Here is a 20851-nt window from a genome sequence, read left to right as displayed (position 1 = left end):
GAAGCCCTCAACTGCTGATCACCTTGCCGGGGTTCATGATCCCGGCCGGGTCGAAGGCATGCTTGATGCGCCGCATCAGGTCGATCTCGATCTCCGGCCTGATCGCCGCCAGCTCGTCACGCTTCAGCTGGCCGATGCCGTGCTCGGCGGAAATCGACCCGCCGGCTTCCAGCACGATGGCGTGCACGATGGCATTCATCTCCCGCCAGCGGGCGAGGAAGGCCGTCTTGTCGGCACCGACAGGCTGGGAGATGTTGTAGTGGATGTTGCCGTCGCCGAGATGGCCGAAGGCGCAGATGCGCGCGCCGGGCATCGCCGCCAGTACGCCTTCTTCCGCCGCGGCCATGAAGGCCGGGATCTTCGAGACCGGTACCGAGACATCGTGCTTGATCGAGCCGCCTTCCGGCTTCTGCGCATCCGACATGCTTTCGCGCATGTGCCACAGGGCTTTCGCCTGGGCGACCGAGGCGGCGATCACCGCGTTTTCGACAAGGCCCGCCTCCAGCCCCTGTTCCAGAAGCGCATGCACCAGCCGTTCCGCCGTCTCGGCCGAATCGCTGGTTGAGATGTCGACCAGCACGTACCAGTCATGCACCGTCGGCAGCGGATCGCGCACGCCGGCAATGTGGCGGGTGGTGAACTCGAGGCCGATGCGCGGCATCAGCTCGAAGCCGGTCAGCGCCGTGCCGCAGAGATTGGACGCCTTTTCGAACAGGGCAAGCGCGTGCTGCGGCGAAGCGAGCCCGACAAAGGCCACCTGATGGCCGACCGGCTGCGGGAAGAGCTTTAGCACGGCCGCCGTGATGACGCCGAGCGTGCCTTCCGCGCCGATGAAGAGATCACGCAGGTCATAGCCGGTATTGTCCTTCTTCAGGCGTCGCAGGCCGTTCCAGATTTCGCCGGTCGGCAGGACCACTTCCAGGCCAAGGCAGAGCTGGCGCATGTTGCCATAGGCGAGGACCGCCGTGCCGCCGGCATTGGTGGAAAGGTTTCCGCCGATGCGGCAGGAGCCTTCCGAGCCGAGCGACAGCGGAAACAGCCGGCCGACCGATTCCGCCGCCTTCTGCACATCGGCCAGAATGCAGCCGCCTTCGGCGACCAGCAGGTTGGCAAGCGGATCGATGTCGCGGATGCGGTTCATCCGCTCTAGCGAGAGGATCAGCTGCGTGCCGTCGGCGCTCGGCGTCTGGCCGCCGACAAGGCCGGTATTGCCGGTCTGCGGTACGATTGCCGTGCCGGTCTCGCTTGCAAGTCTGAGGATGGCGGAGACCTCTTGCGTCGAACCGGGCTTCAGCACCAGCGGCGACGCACCCTTGTAGAGCCCGCGATTTTCGACGAGGCGCGGGGCGATCTCCTGGGGGTCGCTGACCACGTTTGCCGGGCCGACAAGGGCCGTGAAGCGGGAGATGATGTCGGAAGAGGGCAGGCGGGCATCCATGGCATGTCTCCTCGGTCTTGTCTCGGCGCCGCCGGGCGTCCGCCTTGGCGGGACGTCCCGTCCGGGCGTCAGGTATCGCGCGGGGCGGCCGCACGGGCCAGCCGGTCGTTGATCGCCTCGCCGAGCCCTTCATCCGGAATGGCTGCCACGGCGATGCGGGCAGCCCCCGTCGCATCGGCCTGCTTCAGATAGTCGAACAGGTGCGCGGCCGCCTCGGCAAGGTCGCCGGCAGGGCTGAGATCGAACACGGCCTTCGCCGCCTCGCTGCCCGCCACCGGCTGACCGGCAAAACGGATGAGGACCTCCCCCGGTTCAGCGGCTGCGGCAAAAAGCCGGACGGCAGCGCCCGGCGCATAATGCGAGGCGAGCATGCCGGGCGCCTCGATGGCGCCGGAAAGGCCTTCCTGCCGCTCGACCTTGCGGCCCGTCAGCCGCTCGATGGCTTCCGCCGAAATACCGCCGGGACGCAACAGCCGCACCCGGTCGCCCTCGACCTTGACGATGGTGGATTCCACACCGACCGGTGCGCGACCGCCATCGATGATGAGGCTGAGCTTCTCACCCAGATCTTCCGCCACGTGGCGGGCGCTGGTGGGGCTGACCTTGCCGGAGGTGTTGGCGCTGGGCGCTGCAAGTGGCCGGCCGAAGGCGGCGATGAGGTCGCTGGTAAAGCCGCGCGGCACCCGTACGCCGACGGTATCGAGGCCGGCGGTCGCGAGATCGTGGATGCCGCTTTCGGCGCGGCGCGGCAGCACCAGCGTCAGCGGCCCCGGCCAGAAGGCTTCGGCAAGGAGGCGCGATACCGGATCGAAGATCGCGTGACGCTCGGCCATCGCCAGATCCGCCATGTGGCAGATCAGCGGGTTGAAGCGCGGCCGTCCCTTGGTCTCGTAGATGCGGGTGACGGCGGCCGGATTGGTGGCATCGGCCGCCAGCCCGTAGACGGTTTCGGTCGGGATGGCGATCGGCAAGCCTTCGCCAAGACGTGCCGAGGCCTCGGTCAGTGCAAGGGCGCGATCTGTCGCGATATCGATGATGCGTGCTGCCATGACGGCTGCAATAGCGCCAAACGCCCGTTCTCTGCAAACGCTTTCAGAGCTTGCGCAGAATGGCGCGCAACGCCTCGTCCGGTGCGCCGAGGATCAGTACGTTCTTCAGCGCCTCCTGCGGATCGCTGGTGCGGAACAGGATGCCGTTGTCGCGCACCGTGCGGTTGATGCGCGCCTCGCCGGTCGGCTGCAGATCGAGGGCGACGGCGAAATACATGCGGTCGTAATCGGTGCGGATGCGTTCGAAGAACTGCTCGGCCTCGCCGATCTCGGCGAGAAAATTGCAGATGTAGAAGGACCAGTGGATCGGCGGGGTGCGTTCGAAGACGGTGCGGGCCGCGGTGACGTGGCAGTAGCCGAGATGCGGGCTTTCGGAAAGCGCCCGGCTGAAGACGATCTTCGGGAAGCGGATGGCGCGGTGCACCGCATTGATCCGCTCATGCGTCTTCTCGCCGGCCGCGGACAGCCGTCTTTCGGTACGCTCGGCCACCTCCTCATAGGTGAGATAGCGACGCTCTTCCGGCAGCCAGTCGCGCCGGTTGCGCGAAATGCGGCCGGTGCGCAGGAATTCCGAATGGGTGGCGGCCTTCGGCGGCTCGCCTGCGCCAGGCGTCGGGCGGATGTCGAAATATCTACGCTTTGCCTTGGCATCCACGGTTCTTCACTCCCTCGAGACGGGGAGAAGGATAAAGGCTGATGCTTGACGCAGGCTTGCGGTTGAGCAAGCGGGCGGCTGTTCCATTTGCGCCGCAAACGGGTCGCTTCCGCCGCCGGTTTCCCTCGCCAATCACCTGCTTTTGCAGGGAGAATGCCCGTGTGACCGGCTTGCGACATGTCGCGTTTTTGTCGTCAATGCGGAAAAGCATGTCGCATTGCACCCTGTAGGTCGGCGAAGGCCTCCGCTATAGATGAAACACTCGAGGCTTCGCCCCTTCCCACGGCGGAGACCTGGGAGGTCGCACAGGCAAAATGCCGGCACCTTCCGCCTCAGACCAGCCCGAGTGACAGTGTGACCCATCGCGGTGGGTGACAGTAGCGGACCGCAGGGCTCGGTGGCCGGCGGCCTGTCCGCGTGCCGTCGCATCGCCGCCATCGACAGGAACCGAAGATGGACATTCGCAATACGGTGCTGCGGCAACTGAAGAACCAGCGTCCCGGCTACAGCCTGGAGCAGCCCTTCTACATCGACGCCGATTATTTCAAGCTGGACCTCGAAATGATCTGGTATCGCGACTGGCTGTTCATCGGTCATGATTGCGAAATCCCGCGCGCCGGCAATTACGTCACGGTACAGATCGGCGACTACCCTGTTGTCATCGTGCGCGGCCGCGACAAGCTGATCCGCGCCTTCCACAACACCTGCCGGCATCGCGGCCACCGCGTCTGCACGCAGGAGAAGGGCGCGTCTGCCAAGCTCGTCTGTCCCTACCACCAGTGGACCTATGACCTCGACGGCTCGCTGGTCTTTGCCCGCCAGATGGGCGAGGACTTCGACAAGTCCGAATTCGGCATGAAACCCGTCCATTGCGAAACCGTCGGCGGCTATATCTTCATCTGCCTTGCCAACGAGGCGCCGGACTTTGCGCCGGTGCGGGCCACGATCGAGCCCTACATGGCGCCGCATCGCCTGTGGGAGGCCAAGGTCGCCCATAAAAACACCATCATCGAGAAGGGCAACTGGAAGCTCGTCTGGGAAAACAACCGCGAATGCTACCACTGCGCCGGCAACCATCCGGAACTCTGCCGCACCTATCCGGAAGCGCCGACGGCGACCGGCGTGCAGGGGGCTGCCGATGATCCGTTCATTTCCGAGCACTGGGAGCGCTGCGAGGGCGCCGGCCTGCCGAGCAGTTTCAACATGCACCAGAGCGGCCAGTTCCGTGTCGCGCGCATGCCGCTGATCCAGGATGCCGAAAGCTACACCATGTCCGGCCAGCGCGCCGTCAAGCGGCCGCTTTCGGACGACGTGAAGATCAGCCATATCGGCACCATGCTGTTATTCCACTATCCCACCACGTGGAACCACATGCTGGGCGATCATGCGATCTCCTTCCGCGTGCTGCCGATCTCGGCGGAGGAAACCGCTGTCACCACCACCTGGCTGGTGCACAAGGATGCGGTCGAGGGCGTCGATTACGACCTCGAGGAACTGACGCATGTGTGGAACATGACCAACGACCAGGACCGCTCGATCGTCGAGGAAAATGCCTTCGGCATCCGCTCGCCTGCCTATGAACCCGGCCCCTATTCGCCCGATCACGAAGGCGGTGTCATGCAGTTCGTGGAGTGGTACACCAACTTCATGCTGAACCGCCTGCAGGGCGATCAGGCGCGGCTTCACGCCGTCGCCTGATCCGGGTGAGAGGGCAAGAGGGGAATTGAGCGGGGAATTGAGAGCGCAATGAGCATGGCCGTGACCTACCAGCATGTCGACCAGTTGCAGCCGTGGAGCGACCGGCTGCACCGGCTCGAATGCACCTCCGTGACGCTGGAGGCACCCGACGTGATGACCTTCACGTTCAAGGCGGAGAAGCCGGCCTGGTTCCGCTATCTGCCCGGCCAGTTCGTCACGCTGGAAATCCCGGTCGGCCTGGAGCCAGTGATGCGCACCTATACGCTCTCCTCCAGCCCCTCGCGCCCTTACGCGCTCGCGGTCACGGTGAAGGCGCAGAAGGACAGCATCGGCACCCGCTGGCTGTTCGAGAACTTCAAGCCCGGCATGTCGATCCGCGCCTATGGCCCGCTCGGCGACTTCTCCTATGTGAAACATCCGGGCGAGAAGTACCTGTTCATTTCGGCCGGATCCGGCATCACGCCGATGATGTCGATGACGCGTGACATGGCCGATCGCGCGCCCCTCTCCGACATCGTCTTCATCAACTGCGCCCGCTCGCCCTCGGAGATCATCTTCCGCCACGAGCTGGAAAACCTGTCGCGGCTGATGCCGAAACTGAACCTCGGCTTTGTCGTTGAACATTGCGGCCGCGCCGAGCCCTGGCATGGCCTGCGCGGGTTTGTCGACCGGGCGAAGATCTCGCTGCTCGCGCCGGATTTCCTCGACCGCACCATCTTCTGCTGCGGGCCGGAGCCGTTCATGGCGGCGGTGCGCTCGGCGCTGGAGGGCGCCGGTTTCGACATGAGGCGCTATCACCAGGAAAGCTTCCAGCCGGCGGTGCAGACCGTGGAGCCGGAGGCGGCCGCCCTTGCCGAGGGCGAGGCGCCGGCGATCATCTCCTTTGCGCTGGCCGGCAAGCAGGCGGCCTGCAAACCGGGCGAGACGGTGCTGATGACGGCGCGTGCCAACGGCATCCGCATTGGCGCCGCGTGCGAATCCGGCCTCTGCGGCACCTGCCGCGTGATGATGCTGTCCGGTGCCGTGGATATGAACCACAATGGCGGCATTCTCGACGAGGAGATCGAGGAGGGCTATATTCTGGCCTGCTGCTCGCGGCCGAAGGGCGATATCGAGATCGAGGTCTGACGGCATCAGGCGTGAGATTGCCTTACATGTGTTTCGCTCTTGTACCACACGGGGTTGTGACGGAACCACGGGCCGCTGTCCTGCGTTTCCCGGTTCACAAACGACAAGAGGAAACACATCCGAGATGAGGAAGAAATTCGCCATCCTGGCAACGGCCTTCACCGTTGCCGTTGCAGCCCTCTCGCCGGCGGGCGCGATGCCGCTTCCGCCCGTGGCTGCACCGGCTCATGCCGAACTGCCGGTGGTGCAGGCCCAGGTCCTGTTCCGTGACCGGGAGGATCCGCGCTATCGGCTGCATCGCTGGGGCAATGACCGTCCGAACCTTCGCCAGTTGCCGCCCCGCGTGTATCGTGCGGAACGCCCCGGCTATATGAACGGCTATCGCGGCTATCGCGAACGTCGCCCGGGCTATCGCTATCAGGATGGCTTCTGGTTCCCGCTCGCCGCCTTTGCGGCCGGGGCCATTACCGGGGGTGCCCTCCAGCAGATGCGGCCGATCACGCCGGATCGCGTGCGGCCGGGTCGCTATTCGCAGAGTCATTATGCCTGGTGCGAGCAGCGCTACAAGACATACCGCGCGTTCGACAACACCTATGTCGCCAACAGCTATGGTGAACGTCGCCTCTGCAATTCGCCCTATTGATGTGTTTGCCGGAGGCCTGCCTGCGGGCCTCCGGTACCTGTTGCCGGATGAACGGGTCGTTAATGACCGGTTCAGGTGACTAATCCTAGATTGCCTTCATCGTCTGCGCTGCACGAGCCGGTTTCATTCCGGCCGAGGCTCAGACCCCCAACTGTCGGGAATGGAGATTGATCATGAACAGTCTGATGAAAAAGCTGACCATTGCCGGCCTCTCCGTATCGATGATGGCCGTGTCCGTCTTGCCGTCGCAGGCCATGCCGCTGGTGCCGGCGCCTGCCGCCTCCACCGGAACGGTGGAAGGCCAGCCGGTCCAGGTGCAGTACCGCGACGACTATCGCTACTGGCGCCACGACGATCGTCGCTGGGACCGCCGCTGGGATCGCCGCGATTATCGGGATGACCGCTATGGCCGCTACGAGCGCCGCCATCACCGCTCCAGCAATGCCTGGGTGCCGTTGGCAGCCTTTGCCGCCGGTGCACTGATTGCCGGCGCCGCCGCCTCGCAGCCGCGCCATGTGGCGCCTGCAGCCCCCGGCATTCCGTCCGGCGTCAATCCGCGCCATTTCGAATGGTGCTCGGCGCGCTACCGCTCCTATGACGCCTATTCGAACACGTTCCAGCCCTATGAAGGGCCGCGCCAGGCCTGCTACTCACCTTACTACTGAGCAGCTGGCCGGCAATAGATCGACAGGAAGGGCCGTCCGGAACCTCCGGGCGGCCTTTTCCTTCAAGGTAATGTCAGAGAATGCCGGCGCGTCGCAGCAGCCACCAGGCGCCGCCGACCGACAGCGTCATCAGGCCGAAGGCGTAGAAGGTGCCGTGCTCGGCATGCGCGAAGGGCAGGGCTTCCGTGTTCATGCCGAAGAAGCCGGTCACCAGCGAAGGCGGCAGCAGGAAGGCTGTCATCAGCGAGAGAATGTAGAGGTGGCGGTTCGTCTCCGAGGAGAGCTTGGAGTCGATTTCTTCATGCAGCAGGCGGGCCCGGTCCTGCAGGGCATAGACATCGTGGTCGACGGCCTCGAGCCGGCTGGTCAGGCGGCCGGAGACATCGTGAAAGCCCTCCGGCATCTCGTCCTCGTCGGCGGCGGCGGCACGGCGGAACAGGGTCAGCACCGTGCGCAGATGGCGATGCAGGCGCACCACCGTGCGGCGCATCGGTGCCAGCCGCCGCCGCTCGTCCTGCGTGGTGGCGCCATAGACCACATCCTCGATCTGGTTCAGCTCGTCGGTCAGCTCGATGACGAGCGAGATCAGCGTGCGCTGGAATTCGGCGACGATCAGTTCGAAGATGTCGATCGGCTGGCGATAGCGGGACGGGTTCTTTTCCACCGCCGCACGCACCCGGTCGATGGAGCGCAGCGGCTGCAGCCGGGTGGTGACCAGGATATTGTCGCAGACGGCGAAATGCAGCCAGCCGATGTCGCGCGTTTCCTCATCGAACTCGCGCTGGAAATCCACCAGCGTGCCGTAGATCATGCCGTCTTCCAGCGTGATCGAGGCATGCGTTTCATGCGTCGTCAGCGCGGTGATGACCTGCGGCGGCAGCTGCGAGAATTCCTCGAGAAAGGCGCCGACCCGCTGGTCGGCAAGGTTGAGGTGCAGCCAGCGGAAGCCCGTCTGCAAGTCGCCCAGATCCTCGCGCGTCGCATCCGGGGGAAGGCGCCGGCAGGACCGGTTGTCACTGTCGAAATCATAGGCCCAGACGAGGCCCGGAATGGACTGGACGATGGATAGCATGTCAGGCTCCTTCGCGGCTGCGGCGTCTCTTTCCGATGCCGGGCGCTCAAGGCCTCCCGTACGCGCCGGGCCGTTGCCGCGCCGGCGCGGACAGGCAAGCGGTAGCGATCTTTGCCGTTCCGACGCATCAGAATTCGTTTCTACCGGCACTCTGCCACACCAACATGATGGCGCACGTTGCAAGGCTGCGACAGGAGGGCGCGCGCATGCAAAACATTTGACGTTTACGTAAAAATCAATTAGCCGAAAAGGGAAGCATCAGGGCAGGAGCGGCGCCACGAGGAGGTGGTGTTTCTGTCCGTCACGACCTTTTGGAGGAGATCGGATGTACAAGGCGCCCGTCGAGGAAATCGCGTTTACCCTGAGACATGTCGCGGGCCTGTCGGCCGCGCTGGCGAATGGCCGTCTTGGCGATCTGAGCGAGGATCTGGTCGATGCGATTCTCTCCGAAGCCGGGCGGTTTGCCGGCGAGGAAGTGGCGCCGCTGAGCCCCATCGGCGATACGCAGGGCGCGCGTCTGGTGGAGGGCAAGGTGATCTCGCCGGATGGCTGGGTCGATCTCTACAAGGCCTGGTGCGCCGGCGGCTGGAACGGGCTGACGGGTCCGGAGGAATTCGGCGGGCAGGGCCTGCCGCACATGCTGAACGTCGCGACGCTGGAAATGTGGAATTCCGCCTCGATCGGCTTCACGCTCGGGCCGACGCTGACGATCGGCGCCATCGAGGCGCTGATGGCGCATGGCAGCCGCAGCCTGCAGGAACGCTACGTCGAAAAGCTCGTCTCCGGAGAATGGACGGGCACCATGAACCTGACCGAGCCGCAGGCCGGCTCCGATGTCGGTGCGCTGAAGACGCGCGCCGAGCGCCGGGCTGACGGCACCTATCGCATCTTCGGCCAGAAGATCTACATCACCTGGGGCGATCACGATGCGGCCGACAACATCATCCATCTGGTGCTGGCCCGCCTGCCGGACGCGCCGGCCGGCACGCGCGGCATCTCGCTGTTCCTCGTTCCGAAATTCCTCGTCAACGAGGATGGCTCGCTTGGACCCCGCAACGATCTGTTCTGCCATTCGCTGGAGCACAAGCTCGGCATCCACGGCTCGCCCACCTGCACGATGATCTATGGCGACGGCCGTTTCGGCGAGGAGCCGGGCGCCATCGGCTGGCTGGTCGGGGAGGAGAACAAGGGCCTCGCCTGCATGTTCACCATGATGAACAATGCGCGCCTTGCCGTCGGCATGCAGGGGGTTGCGACCGCAGAGGCCGCCACGCAGAAGGCGATCGCATATGCGCGCGAGCGCACGCAGGGGCGTGCCCCGGCCTGGGGCGGCGCGGCCTCCTCTGCTCAGGCGGCGTCCGGCATGAGCCCGATCATCGAGCATCCGGATGTCGCGCGCATGCTGGTGACGATGAAGGCGCTGACGCAGGGCGCGCGCGCCATCTGCTATGCCTGCGCGCATGCCATCGATCTCTCCCACCGGGCGGACGGCGAGGAGGCGCGCCATTTCCAGGAGCGCGCGGCTTTGCTGACCCCGATCGCCAAGGCCTTCGCCACCGATGTCGGTGTCGACGTCGCCTCGCTCGGCATCCAGGTGCATGGCGGCATGGGCTTCATCGAGGAAACGGGTGCCGCCCGCCTGCTGCGCGATGCCCGCATCGCTCCGATTTACGAGGGCACCAACGGCATCCAGGCGATCGATCTCGTCGTGCGCAAGCTGCCGCTCTCCACTGGCGCGCAGGTGCGCGGCTTCATCGCCGAACTGCGGCAGGTGGCTGAGGCCGTCGCGGCCTCGAACCGCGACGGCTTTGGCGAGACGGCGTCCCGTCTGACCGCCAGCCTCGATGATCTCGAAGCTGCGACCGACTGGCTGCTCACCCGTCAGGCGGAGGGCGCGCTGGCCGAGGCGCTGTCGGGTGCCACGCCTTACCTGCGCCTGTTCGGCCTTGCGCTCACCGGCGCCTATCTCGCCAAGGGCGCGCTGGCGGACGCCGCGCATGGGGCGGAACAGCGCATCGCGCTCTGCCGCTTTGCCGCGGAAAACCTGATCGCCGAAACGGCCGCGCTGAAGGACCGCGTCATCCATGGCGCGGCAAGCCTTGCCGCCGCGCGCGTGTTGCTGGCCTAAACCCCTCCCCATAAGGGGGAGGGCTTCTGCTGCCTCGCTCCGACCTCCGTCGTGAGGCGAGGCCGCGCCTCTCGTGATCTCCCCCCTTGTGGGGGAGATGGCCGGCAGGCCAGAGGGGGATTATTCTCGTTCGTCCGCATGCTGGGATTTGAACACCGCGTGCGCCAACTGTTCGCCCCAGGAGACCCAGCCGTGACCGACCACATCCTGATCGAATGCCTCGACGTTCATCCCGGCGTGCTGGTGATCCGCCTCAACCGGCCGGAGAAGAAGAACGCCATCACCGCAGAAATGTATCGCAAGATGGTCGGCGGCTTGACGCAGGCGGCAGCGGACGAGGCGATCCGCGCTGTCGCCTTTCTCGGGACGGAAGGCTGCTTCTCCGCCGGCAACGACATGGGCGATTTCCTGAGCTATGCCCTGTCCGGCAGCAGCGAGCCGCCAGCCGCGGTGGATTTCCTGAAGGCGCTCGCCATGTTCGAAAAGCCGCTGGTCTCGGGCGTGGACGGGCTGGCGATCGGCATCGGCACCACGCTGCACCTGCATTGCGACCTGACCGTCGCCTCCGCCCGCAGCCTGTTCCGTACGCCCTTCGTGGATCTGGCGCTGGTGCCGGAAGCCGCCTCCAGCCTGCTGGCGCCGGCGGTGATGGGCCAGCAGCGGGCCTTTGCGCTGCTCGCCGCCGGCGAGGGCTTTTCGGGCGAGGAGGCGCGTGCCGCCGGCCTCGTCTGGAAGGTTGTCAGCCCGCAGGAGGTCGAGGCCGAGACGCTCGCCATCGCCGCGAAGCTCGCGGCAAAGCCGGCGGGCGCGCTGAAGATCGCCCGCGATCTCGTGCGCCCGAACCCCGCCGCGGTGCTGGCCCGCATCGATGCCGAGATGGTGCATTTTTCCGCGCAGCTGAAGAGCGCCGAGGCGCGCGCGGCTTTCGAGGCCTTTCTCAAGCGCTGAGGTTTCGCCGTTGACGCGGCGTTAAGGCGAAGGGCCGAAGCTTGGGCTGTTCACTCTCCCGTGGAGGCTTCTCATGACCAGGCTGCTGGCCGGTTCCCTTCTTCTTCTGCTGGCGGCGCCGGATGTCTGGGCCGCCGGCAGCGGACCCAATACCCGCGTCTACAACGACAAGGATTTCCAGCCACGGCAGCGCTATTACTGCGTGATTGATCCGCCGAAGAGCGCCGGCACGAAGCGCCCCTCGGTCTGTCGGGCGGAGCCCGGCCGGGTGGGCGGGCGCTGCCGCTGCGACACTGTCACCGGCAGTGGAACGCTGCAGATTGGCGGCTAGATTTTCCGGTGAAAACCGGATCCCCTGACATGCTCTGTCTCTTTGTTTTTATGCAGTCCGGACGCAAAACCGCTGACGCACTTTTGGCTCGGACGTCCTCCAGGGTTTGCAGCCTGCGCGGCTCAACCCGAACGGGGCCCTCTTTATTTCTCCAGCAGTGCCACCGCTTCCACATGCGTCGACCACAGGAACTGGTTGATCGGCGCAACATGTGCGATCCGGTAGCCGGCAGCGGTCAGGAGGGCGAGGTCGCGGGCGAGCGTCAGCGGATTGCAGCTGACGGCGGCGATCTTTTTAACGCCGGAGCGTGCCAGTTCCTTCACCTGCTCCTCGGCGCCGGCGCGCGGCGGATCGAACACCACCGCGTCATAGACCTTCAGCTCCTGCGCCGTCAGCGGGCGGCGGAACAGGTCGCGCCGCTCCACCGTCACCGGCTTCAGCCCCTGCGCGCGGCGCGCCGCCTGATCCAGCGCCTCGATTGCCTTCGGATCGCTTTCCACCGCATGCACCTTGGCCTGCCGGGCGATCCTGAGCGCAAAGGTGCCGGCGCCGGCAAACAGGTCCGCCACGCGCTTTGCCTTGCCGAGATGGGCAAGAACCAGCGCCGCCATCGCCTCTTCCGCCTCGCGCGTTGCCTGGGTGAAGCCACCGGGCGGCAGGACCACCTGCACGCCGCCGAAATCGAGCAGCGGCTTTTGCGGTTCCACCAGAATGTCACCGGCAATCGAGACGCGCGCGATGCCCTTCAGCTGCAGCACGCAATCCACCACCGCCCGCCGTTCGGCGTCGGACAGGGCTTTCAGACCCTCGGCGGCGAGATCGAGACCGGTCAGCGTCTCCGTCACCGTCAGCCGCCAGGGCTGCGCGGTGACGCTGAGGGCCGCTGCCAGCCGGCGGATCGTCTGTAGCCGGCTGACGATGCCATCGGACGCGATGGGACATTCGGCAATCGAGATGATGGTGTGGCTCTCGCCCCGGTTGAAGCCGAGCAGCAGCTCCTTTTCCGTGCGCCGCACGGAAAAGGTCACGCGGCGGCGCTGGTGGGGTTTCGCCTGCAGGAGATCACCGATCTCGGGCTCAAGCCCCCTGGATTTCAGCGCATCCACCACCAGCTGCCGCTTGAAGGCGTGATAGGGCGCATCCGCAAGATGCTGCAGCGAACAGCCGCCGCAGGCATCGCTGTCCGGCCCGAAATGGCGACAGAGCGGCGCGATGCGGTCGGGCGAGGTGGTGGTGGTCGACATGACGGTACCGTGGTTGCCGTTGCGGGCAATCGCCACGGTTTCGCCGGGCAGCGCGAAGGGCACGTAGATCGGGCCGTCCGTGCCGTGGACGATGCCGTGGCCCTGAGCGCCGAGGCGCTGGATGGTGACGGTCTCGGTGCTCATGGTTTGCGTCCTGCCAGAAGATATTCCTGATTGCCGTCGCCGCCGGCGATCGGGGACGGGATCAGGCCGAGGCTCGTCCAGCCCATCTCCTCCACCAGCCAGCGCTCCAGCTCCGCCGCCACATCCGGTGCGGTTTCCGGCGCCTTCAGCAGGCCGCCCTTGCCGATCGCCTCGCGGCCCGCCTCGAACTGTGGTTTCACGAGCAGGGCACACAGCGCCTGCGGCTCGGCAAGCTTCAGCGCCGGCGGCAGCGCGAGCTTCAGCGAAATGAAGGAGACATCCGAGACGACGAGCGAGAAGGAGAGATCCCCCACATCCGCGCGGGTGAGGGCGCGGGCGTTCAGCCCTTCCAGATTGGTGACGCGCGGATCTTCTGCGATGCGCGGATGCATCTGCCCATGGCCGACATCGACGGCCACCACATGCGCTGCGCCCCGCTCCAGCAGTACCTCGGTAAAGCCGCCGGTGGAGGCGCCGATATCGAGGCAGGACCGGCCTTTCGGATCAAGCCCGAAATGGTCCAGCGCCGCGACGAGCTTCAGCGCCGCGCGCGACACGTAGTCGCGGGCGGGATCGTCGATCGACAGCCGCACATCGGCTGCCAGCACCTGGCCGGGTTTCAGCACGGTTTCGCCGTTCACCTTGACGGTGCCGCGCAGAATAGCGTCGCGGGCGCGCGAACGGCTGGAAAACAGGCCGCGGGCCACGAGAAGCTGGTCCAGTCTCAAATCGTCGGAAGAGGTCATGGCCAGTCCAATGACGGTGATGCGCCGGCAAGGCAAGCGCTTTGTGGCGAAAGGCCTCCGCCAAACCTTAAGCAGATGTGAGGATAGCGCGACATTCTGCATAGTTTCTCAATCCCATATTAAGTGAATCGCGCTCTTTATGCGGGTCATCATCGGTGCGCTCGCGCCGGACGAAGTGAAGAAGTCGCAGAAAGCCAATGTCCTTGAAGAACCTCTCCCTGAACAAGAAGCTGATCAGCACCTTTCTGGCCCTCATGTCCGTCTGCCTGCTGGCTTCGGCCATGGTCTACTGGCAGGGGCTCAAGTCGAGCCAGGCCAGCCGCGATCAGGCCCAGGCGCAGGCGATTGCCGCAGCCGTCAGCCTGGCGCTGGAAGGCCAGCTCGAAGAAGGCATGTCGCAGCGCGGTTACCTGATGTCCGGCAGCGATGACATGCTGCGCAGCGTGCGCACCGCCCGCGACAGCGTGGTGACAGCCCTGACCGAAGCCCGCAAGCAGGCCAGCGATTTCCCGGCGCTGGTCTCGACCATCGATGACATGCGCCGTGCGTCCGATGCCTTCCACCAGGAGGTGGTCGAGCCGCAGATCAAGGCGCGCCAGGACAAGGGGGGGGATGCCGTTGCAGCCCTCACCAGCGCTGCCGGCAACAGCGCCAGCCAGATGGCTGCCTTCCGCGCCGCTGCCACCCGTCTCAAGGCGCAGGTGGCCGAGTTGATGCAGCAGACGCTTGCTCGCCAGGAGGCCGCCCATACCAGCCTGCTTCTGACGCTGCTCGTCGGCGGCGCGGTCGCCGGCGTGATTTCCGTCGGCCTGATTGCGCTTCTGTCCCGCGCCATCGTCAGCCCGATCGTCGGCATGACGGAGGCCATGTCGGAGCTTGCCGCCGGCAAGCATGACATCACGGTGCCGGCCCTCGACCGCGGCGACGAAGTGGGCAAGATGGCCAAGGCGGTGGCCGTGTTCAAGGATGCCGCGATCGAGAAGCTGCGCCTCTCGCGCGAGACCGACGAGATGCGCCAGACCAGCGATCGCGAGCGCCAGACGAATGATGCGCGCAAGGCGCATGAGGCGGCCGAAATCGAGTTTGCGATGAACGGGCTGGCAGGCGGCCTGTCGAACCTCGCCGAAGGCAATGTGGCCTATCGCATCGACAAGCCCTTCGCCCCGCATCTCGACCGCCTGCGGGTGGATTTCAACCAGGCGCTCGAAAAGCTGCAGGACGCCATGCAGGGCGTGGGCCGCAATGCCTCGGCCATCAATGCCGGTGCGGCCGAAATCCGCGCCGCGACCGATGACCTGGCCAAGCGCACCGAGCGGCAGGCGGCCTCCGTCGAGCAGACGGCGGCGGCGGTGGAACAGGTCACCACCACCGTGCGCGATTCCGCCAAGCGGGCCGAGGATGTCGGCCAGCGGGTGGAGCGCGCGCGCCAGAGCGCCGAACGCTCCGGTGATGTGGTGCGCCGGGCGGTCGCGGCCATGGAAGGCATTTCCAAGTCCTCGCACGAAATCATCAACATCATCAGCGTGATCGATGACATCGCCTTCCAGACCAACCTTCTCGCGCTGAATGCCGGCGTGGAAGCGGCGCGTGCCGGGGAAGCCGGCAAGGGCTTTGCGGTCGTCGCGCAGGAAGTCCGCGAACTCGCCCAGCGCTCTGCCAATGCGGCCAAGGAGATCAAGGGTCTCATCACCAATTCCAGCCAGCAGGTGGATGCCGGCGTGGCGCTGGTCGGCGAAACCGGCGAGGCGCTGCAGGCGATCGTCACCGAGGTTCTGGAAATCAACGAGAACATCCAGGCAATCGTGGTGTCCTCGCGCGAACAGTCCACCGGCCTGCAGGAGATCAACACGGCGATCAGCGCCATGGACCAGAACACCCAGCAGAATGCCGCCATGGTGGAAGAACAGACGGCGGCAAGCCATGCGCTGGCCCGCGAGGCCGGTGAACTCGATACGCTGCTGCGCCAGTTCCGCCTTGGCAGCGGGGCAGGGGCGCCCCTCGAACGCCCGGCCTTCTCCAGCCCCAGGACAACCCCGGCGGCCGGCCTTGCCGCGCGCGGCACAGCACCGCAGACGGCGGCGCGGCCCGTCTCACCGCCAGCCGCCCGGCCGGTGACGGCCCGCGGGCCGGTCGCGGCGCCTGCCTCTGCCCGCCCGGTCGCCTCGCCGGCAGGCGCGCTGCGCAACAAGCTGTCCCAAGCCTTTGGCACCAGCGCGCCTGCCAGCCGCCCGGCGGAAAACTGGGAAGAGTTCTGAGCGCGGTCCATGACCGTTGACCGATGATCGGGGCCGGCATCGTCCGGCCCCTTTTCATGCGCAGCATGGGTGGCACGGAGCGGCGGAAAGGCAGGCGGGCGTTATATCCCTGCAAAGATCGGGGTCTAGGGAGAGGGCGCGAGGCGACCTGCCGTGACGCCCGCCGCTTGCGCCCCCACGGCCTTTTTCAAGGACGCGACATCATGATCAGGTCATTGTTCGCCGGTACTGCCCTTACCCTTCTCTCCTGCGGCTTCGCGCTTGCCACCGAGATCGGCACCACGGTTTCGACGCCGTGCCCGTTTGGCGATTGCGCCGCCGCCATCAGCCTTGCCTATGCGGGCGAATTCGACATCGCGACCGGCACCATGGTCGACGGCGTGGAACTCGGCGGCCTCTCCGGCCTCGATTTCGACCCCGCGAGCGGCCATTACATCGCGATCTCCGACGACCGGTCCGAAAAGGCGCCGGCCCGCTTCTATGAACTTGCCATCGACGCGTCCGCCGCCGGCATCAGGGATGTGAAGGTTCTGCGCACCGTGACCCTGAAGACGGAAAAGGGCGAGGCCTTTGCCGCAAAGGCCGTCGATCCGGAAGCCATCCGCCTCGGCCAGGACGGGATCTACTGGACGAGCGAGGGCGATGCCAAGCAGCTGCTGCCGCCCTTCGTGCGCGTGGCCCGACCGGACGGATCGTTCCTGCGCGAGCTCAGCCTGCCGCGAGGCTTTGCCCCGACCGCCGACAATGCGAGCGGCATCCGCAACAACCTCGCCTTCGAGGGCCTTGCCTTCCTGCCGAACGGCGACCTGATGGTTCAGACCGAATCCGCCCTCAATCAGGATGGCCCGATCTCCAACCTCACCACCGGCGCACTTGCCCGCATGATCCGCTATGATGCGGCAAGCGGGGAGCCTAAGGCGGAGTATGTCTATCCCGTCGAGCCGATCAGCCAGGCGCCGAAGAAGGAAAAGGGCTGGAACGACAACGGCGTTCCGGAAATCCTGGCGCTCGACGATCACCGCCTGCTCGTCATCGAACGCGGTTTTGCGGAAGGCTTTGGCACCTCGATCAAGCTCTTCATGATCGACACCGACGGCGCGACCGACGTTTCCGCCATCGCCTCTCTGGTGAAGACCGACCAGCCCATCGTGCCGGTGCGCAAGAGCCAGGTCCTCGACATGCGCGCCATCGGCCTTGAGCCCGACAACATCGAGGGCATGACCTTCGCCAAGGGCTCGGACGGCAGCGACCTTCTCGTCTTCGTTGCCGACAACAATTTTCGGCCCAGCAGAAGACGCAGTTCTATGCGTTCAAGGTGCTGAAGCGGCCCTGAGGGCGTTCGGCGGCGCGCTCGCGGGGCCGCGCCGGGTTTCGTGAGCAGGAGAGGGCGGTGCGTGCGGCACTCCCCTCTGTCCTGCCGGACATCGCCCAAGAGGAGTACGCGCTCCATCGACCGCGTCCGCGCTATCCTCCTTGCCGGCAGAGGGGCCTTTTTCCGGCAACGCCCACCCCGCCGTCATCCTCGGGCTTGACCCGAGGATCCATGCCATCCGCACCCGGCCACAGCCTGTTACAGCCCCGGCCCTTAGGTCACCCCGCCGCCCCCACCTGAACCCCACGCCCCAGCGCACTGAACACCGTCTTCACGATACCCGCGCGGTCCAGCCCCGCTTTGGCATACATCACTTCCGGCTTGGCCTGGTCCATCCAGAGGTCGGGCAGCACCAGCGAGCGGATCTTGAGGCCGGTGTCGAGCAGGCCCTCGTTGGCCAGGAAGTGCATGACCTGTGAACCGAAACCGCCTACGGCGCCTTCCTCCACGGTTACCACGATCTCGTGGTGGCGGGCGAGCTGGCGGATGAGGTCGTGGTCGAGCGGTTTTGCGAAGCGGGAATCGGCAACAGTGGTGGAAAGGCCTGCGGCATCGAGATCTTCGGCGGCGAGCAGACAGTCGGCGAGCCGCGTGCCGAAGGAGAGGAGCGCCACCTTGGCGCCCTGCTTCATCACCCGGCCCTTGCCGATCGCAAGGATTTCGCCGCGTTCCGGCAGTTCGACGCCCACGCCTTCACCGCGCGGATAACGGAAGGAGATCGGGCCGTCGTCGTAAGCGGCGGCGGTGCGCACCATGTGCTTCAGCTCCGCCTCGTCGGCGGCGGCCATCACCACGAAGCCGGGCAGCGAGGCGAGGAAGCCGGTGTCGAAGGAGCCGGCATGCGTCGGGCCGTCGGCGCCGACGAAGCCGGCGCGGTCGATGGGGAAGCGCACGGGCAGGCCCTGGATCGCCACGTCATGCACCACCTGGTCGTAACCGCGCTGCAGGAAGGTGGAATAGAGCGCGCAGAAAGGCCTGTAGCCTTCGGCGGCAAGACCGGCGGCAAAGGTCACCGCATGCTGTTCGGCAATGCCCACATCGAAGGTGCGGGCGGGATAGAGGTTTTGCAGCTTGTCGAGCCCGGTGCCGGAGGGCATGGCGGCGGTGATGCCGACGATCTTCTCGTCAAGCGCCGCTTCCTGCACCAGCGCATCGGCAAACACGGATGTATAGCTCGGCGCATTCGGCTTGGCCTTCGCCTGCGCGCCGGTGATCACATCGAACTTGTTGACGCCGTGATACTTGTCGGCGGCCGCTTCCGCGGGGGCATAGCCCTTGCCCTTCTGCGTCACCACATGGATCAGCACCGGGCCCTTGGCATTGTCGCGGACATTGCGCAGCACCGGCAGAAGATGCTCGAAGGAATGCCCGTCGATCGGGCCGATGTGGTAAAAGCCCATCTCCTCGAACATGGTGCCGCCGGTCACATAGCCGCGCGCATGTTCCACGGCCCGCGTGATGGCGCGGTCGACATTCTTGCCGAGATAGGCGGTGAGTTTCTTGCCGAACTCGCGGAAACCCATGTAGCTGCGGCCCGAGGCAAGGCGCGCCAGATAGGCGCTCATGGCCCCCGTCGGCGGGGCAATCGACATGTCGTTGTCGTTCAGGATGACGATCAGCCGTGCATCCAGCGCGCCGGCATTGTTCAGCGCCTCATAGGCCATGCCGGCCGACATCGCGCCGTCGCCGATCACGGCAATCACGTTGCGCGGCTTGCCGGAAAGATCCGCCGCCACCGCCATGCCGAGGCCGGCGGAAATCGAGGTGGAGGAGTGGGCCGCGCCGAACGGATCGTATTCGCTCTCGGCGCGCTTGGTGAAGCCGGAGAGCCCGTTTTCCTGGCGCAGCGTGCGGATGCGCTCGCGCCGGCCGGTCAGGATCTTGTGCGGATAGCACTGGTGGCCCACATCGAAGATCAGCCGGTCGTCCGGCGTGTTGAACACCTTGTGAATGGCAATCGTCAGTTCCACCACGCCAAGGCCCGCACCCAGATGTCCGCCGGTCTTGGAGACCGCATCGATCATCTCGTCGCGCAGCTCGCGCGCCAGTTGCGGCAGGTCGCGGTCTTCGAGGTTGCGCAGGTCGGCGGGCCAGCTTACCTGGTCCAGAAGCGGCGTCTGGGGCATGGAGGTCACGAGTTTGATGCCTTTTCTGCTCTCGTCGGAGCCTTTGTCTCCCTCAAGATGAGCAGAAACGCGGCCATTTCAAGTGTCACGAAGCCGCGCTTCTATAGCAATTCAACCTTCAAGGCAAAGGCACGAACTCGTCTTCATCGCCCGGCACGATGTCGAAACGGGCGGTGCGCCACTCTTCCTTGGCCTGCTCGATGCGCTCCTTCGAGGAGGAGACGAAATTCCACCAGATGTAGCGCTTCGAATTCAGTGCCGCGCCCCCGAAAAGCATCAGTTGGCAGCCCTCCGGCCCGCCTTCCAGCGTGATCTCGTCGCCCGGCCGGAATGCCAGCAGCTGGTCGGCCGCAAAGCGGTCGCCGGCTACGATCAGCGAGCCGGAGAGAATGTAGATCGCGCGTTCCTCATGCAGGGCGGAAAAGGGAAACCGCCGGCCGGCGGCAAGCGCGAGATCGGCATAGAGCGTGTCGGTGAAGGTTGCCACCGGCGAGGTGACGCCATCGAGCGAGCCCATCACCACGCGCCCGGAAATGCCGGCGAGATCGATGACCGGCATGGCCTCCCTGGCCGTGTGGGCAAAGGCCGGATCGATTTCCTCCTTGTCATCAGGCAGCGCCAGCCAGGTCTGCAGGCCGGACATGGAGAGCGGGTGGCCGCGCAGGTTTTCCGGCGTGCGTTCCGAATGCACGATGCCGCGCCCGGCCGTCATCAGGTTCACGTCGCCGGGGCGGATGACGAGTTCGGTGCCCAGGCTGTCGCGGTGCTTGATCTCGCCATCGAACAGGTAGGTCACGGTGGAGAGCCCGATATGCGGATGCGGCTTCACATCCAGCGCCTCGCCGGCTTTCAGGATGGCCGGTCCCATGCGGTCGAAGAAGATGAAGGGGCCGACCAGGCGCCGCTGCCGGGTCGGCAGTGCGCGGCGCACGGCAAAGCCGCCGATATCGCTGGAACGCGGAATGATCAGGTTCTCGATGGCGTCACAGGCAAAGGCATCACCCGCCTCCGGATCGTTGCCGGGAAAGAAGGACATTGAGCGTTTCTCCTGTTGGTCGGGCCACACTGTCTCTTGTGTGGAGATGTGTGCAGGCAGCATTCCAAGGTCAACCCGCCCTGTCTTGTCCATTTACCCTGTGCCGCACCGGCTGAGCCGCACAAGGCTTCCGCTTTGACATTTGCGCCGCAAATCGCTACAGCACGCACCAT

16 protein-coding genes and 1 pseudogene are annotated in these 20851 nt (G+C 65.7%); 9 read left to right on the top strand and 8 right to left on the bottom strand.

The features are described from left to right. Window positions 1–7: 7 nt before the first annotated feature. The 3 genes from F3H95_RS02985 to F3H95_RS02975 all read right to left on the bottom strand — a co-directional run bounded on the left by F3H95_RS02985 (window position 8) and on the right by F3H95_RS02975 (window position 3142). The gene (locus F3H95_RS02985; RefSeq protein WP_149744872.1) at window positions 8–1438 is read right to left on the bottom strand and encodes an FAD-binding oxidoreductase; all 1431 of its coding nucleotides are present in this window, start codon (window positions 1436–1438) and stop codon (window positions 8–10) included. Window positions 1439–1506: 68 nt separating this feature from the next. Next, window positions 1507–2487 (bottom strand): L-threonylcarbamoyladenylate synthase, encoded by a 981-nt coding sequence (locus tag F3H95_RS02980; RefSeq protein ID WP_149744871.1) that lies wholly within the window; start codon window positions 2485–2487, stop codon window positions 1507–1509. Window positions 2488–2530: 43 nt separating this feature from the next. Beyond that, window positions 2531–3142 carry a DUF6656 family protein gene (locus F3H95_RS02975; protein ID WP_244617858.1) on the bottom strand — a complete coding sequence of 204 codons (612 nt, stop codon included), beginning with the start codon at window positions 3140–3142 and terminating at the stop codon, window positions 2531–2533. 453 nt (window positions 3143–3595) lie between these two features. On the opposite strand from F3H95_RS02975, the gene F3H95_RS02970 reads away from it, so the two are divergent. From F3H95_RS02970 to F3H95_RS02955, 4 genes are all read left to right on the top strand, one after another. Next, window positions 3596–4840: an aromatic ring-hydroxylating dioxygenase subunit alpha gene (locus F3H95_RS02970; RefSeq protein ID WP_143124912.1), complete on the top strand. Its 1245-nt coding sequence runs from the start codon at window positions 3596–3598 to the stop codon at window positions 4838–4840. Between the two features lie 48 nt (window positions 4841–4888). Further along, a complete protein-coding gene (locus tag F3H95_RS02965; protein ID WP_188134278.1) occupies window positions 4889–5968 on the top strand; it encodes a hybrid-cluster NAD(P)-dependent oxidoreductase in 1080 nt (359 codons plus the stop codon). Between the two features lie 124 nt (window positions 5969–6092). Continuing rightward, entirely contained in the window at window positions 6093–6611 is a 519-nt protein-coding gene (locus F3H95_RS02960; RefSeq protein ID WP_244617857.1) for a BA14K family protein, read from the top strand. A 173-nt stretch (window positions 6612–6784) separates the two neighbouring features. After that, on the top strand, window positions 6785–7276 hold the full coding sequence (locus F3H95_RS02955) for a BA14K family protein (RefSeq protein WP_149744870.1): 492 nt from the start codon (window positions 6785–6787) through the stop codon (window positions 7274–7276). Between the two features lie 73 nt (window positions 7277–7349). Here F3H95_RS02955 and F3H95_RS02950 read toward each other — a convergent pair whose 3' ends face one another. Continuing rightward, on the bottom strand, window positions 7350–8348 hold the full coding sequence (locus F3H95_RS02950; RefSeq protein WP_143124914.1) for a transporter: 999 nt from the start codon (window positions 8346–8348) through the stop codon (window positions 7350–7352). A 325-nt stretch (window positions 8349–8673) separates the two neighbouring features. On the opposite strand from F3H95_RS02950, the gene F3H95_RS02945 reads away from it, so the two are divergent. The 3 genes from F3H95_RS02945 (at window position 8674) to F3H95_RS02935 (ending at window position 11755) form a co-directional block, all read left to right on the top strand. Next, window positions 8674–10476: an acyl-CoA dehydrogenase gene (locus tag F3H95_RS02945; RefSeq protein WP_149744869.1), complete on the top strand. Its 1803-nt coding sequence runs from the start codon at window positions 8674–8676 to the stop codon at window positions 10474–10476. Window positions 10477–10614: 138 nt separating this feature from the next. Next, window positions 10615–11424, top strand: a complete 810-nt coding sequence (locus F3H95_RS02940; RefSeq protein WP_188134277.1) for a crotonase/enoyl-CoA hydratase family protein — start codon at window positions 10615–10617, stop codon at window positions 11422–11424. Window positions 11425–11497: 73 nt separating this feature from the next. Continuing rightward, window positions 11498–11755 carry a hypothetical protein gene (locus tag F3H95_RS02935; RefSeq protein ID WP_149744867.1) on the top strand — a complete coding sequence of 86 codons (258 nt, stop codon included), beginning with the start codon at window positions 11498–11500 and terminating at the stop codon, window positions 11753–11755. 143 nt (window positions 11756–11898) lie between these two features. Here F3H95_RS02935 and F3H95_RS02930 read toward each other — a convergent pair whose 3' ends face one another. Continuing rightward, entirely contained in the window at window positions 11899–13143 is a 1245-nt protein-coding gene (locus F3H95_RS02930; protein ID WP_149744866.1) for a class I SAM-dependent RNA methyltransferase, read from the bottom strand. Beyond that, the gene (locus F3H95_RS02925; protein ID WP_149744865.1) at window positions 13140–13889 is read right to left on the bottom strand and encodes a TlyA family RNA methyltransferase; all 750 of its coding nucleotides are present in this window, start codon (window positions 13887–13889) and stop codon (window positions 13140–13142) included. Before F3H95_RS02925 ends, F3H95_RS02930 begins: the two co-directional genes overlap by 4 nt. A 197-nt stretch (window positions 13890–14086) precedes the next feature. Between F3H95_RS02925 and F3H95_RS02920 the strand changes: the two genes are divergently transcribed. Next, complete coding sequence (locus F3H95_RS02920) at window positions 14087–16144, top strand: methyl-accepting chemotaxis protein (RefSeq protein WP_149744864.1); 2058 nt, start codon at window positions 14087–14089, stop codon at window positions 16142–16144. A gap of 203 nt (window positions 16145–16347) precedes the next feature. Continuing rightward, a pseudogene (locus F3H95_RS02915) lies at window positions 16348–17477 on the top strand (esterase-like activity of phytase family protein). Window positions 17478–17734: 257 nt separating this feature from the next. Here F3H95_RS02915 and dxs read toward each other — a convergent pair. Together dxs and F3H95_RS02905 are read right to left on the bottom strand one after the other, a co-directional pair. Beyond that, the gene (dxs, locus tag F3H95_RS02910; RefSeq protein ID WP_149744863.1) at window positions 17735–19651 is read right to left on the bottom strand and encodes a 1-deoxy-D-xylulose-5-phosphate synthase; all 1917 of its coding nucleotides are present in this window, start codon (window positions 19649–19651) and stop codon (window positions 17735–17737) included. A 109-nt stretch (window positions 19652–19760) separates the two neighbouring features. After that, a complete protein-coding gene (locus tag F3H95_RS02905) occupies window positions 19761–20678 on the bottom strand; it encodes a pirin family protein (RefSeq protein ID WP_149744862.1) in 918 nt (305 codons plus the stop codon). Window positions 20679–20851: the final 173 nt, after the last annotated feature.

Source organism: Rhizobium sp. RU35A, from assembly GCF_900156005.1.
Classification (GTDB): domain Bacteria; phylum Pseudomonadota; class Alphaproteobacteria; order Rhizobiales; family Rhizobiaceae; genus Neorhizobium; species Neorhizobium straminoryzae.
The sequence above is the reverse complement of the archived record's forward strand: the minus strand, read 5'-3'. Positions and strand labels throughout refer to the sequence as shown.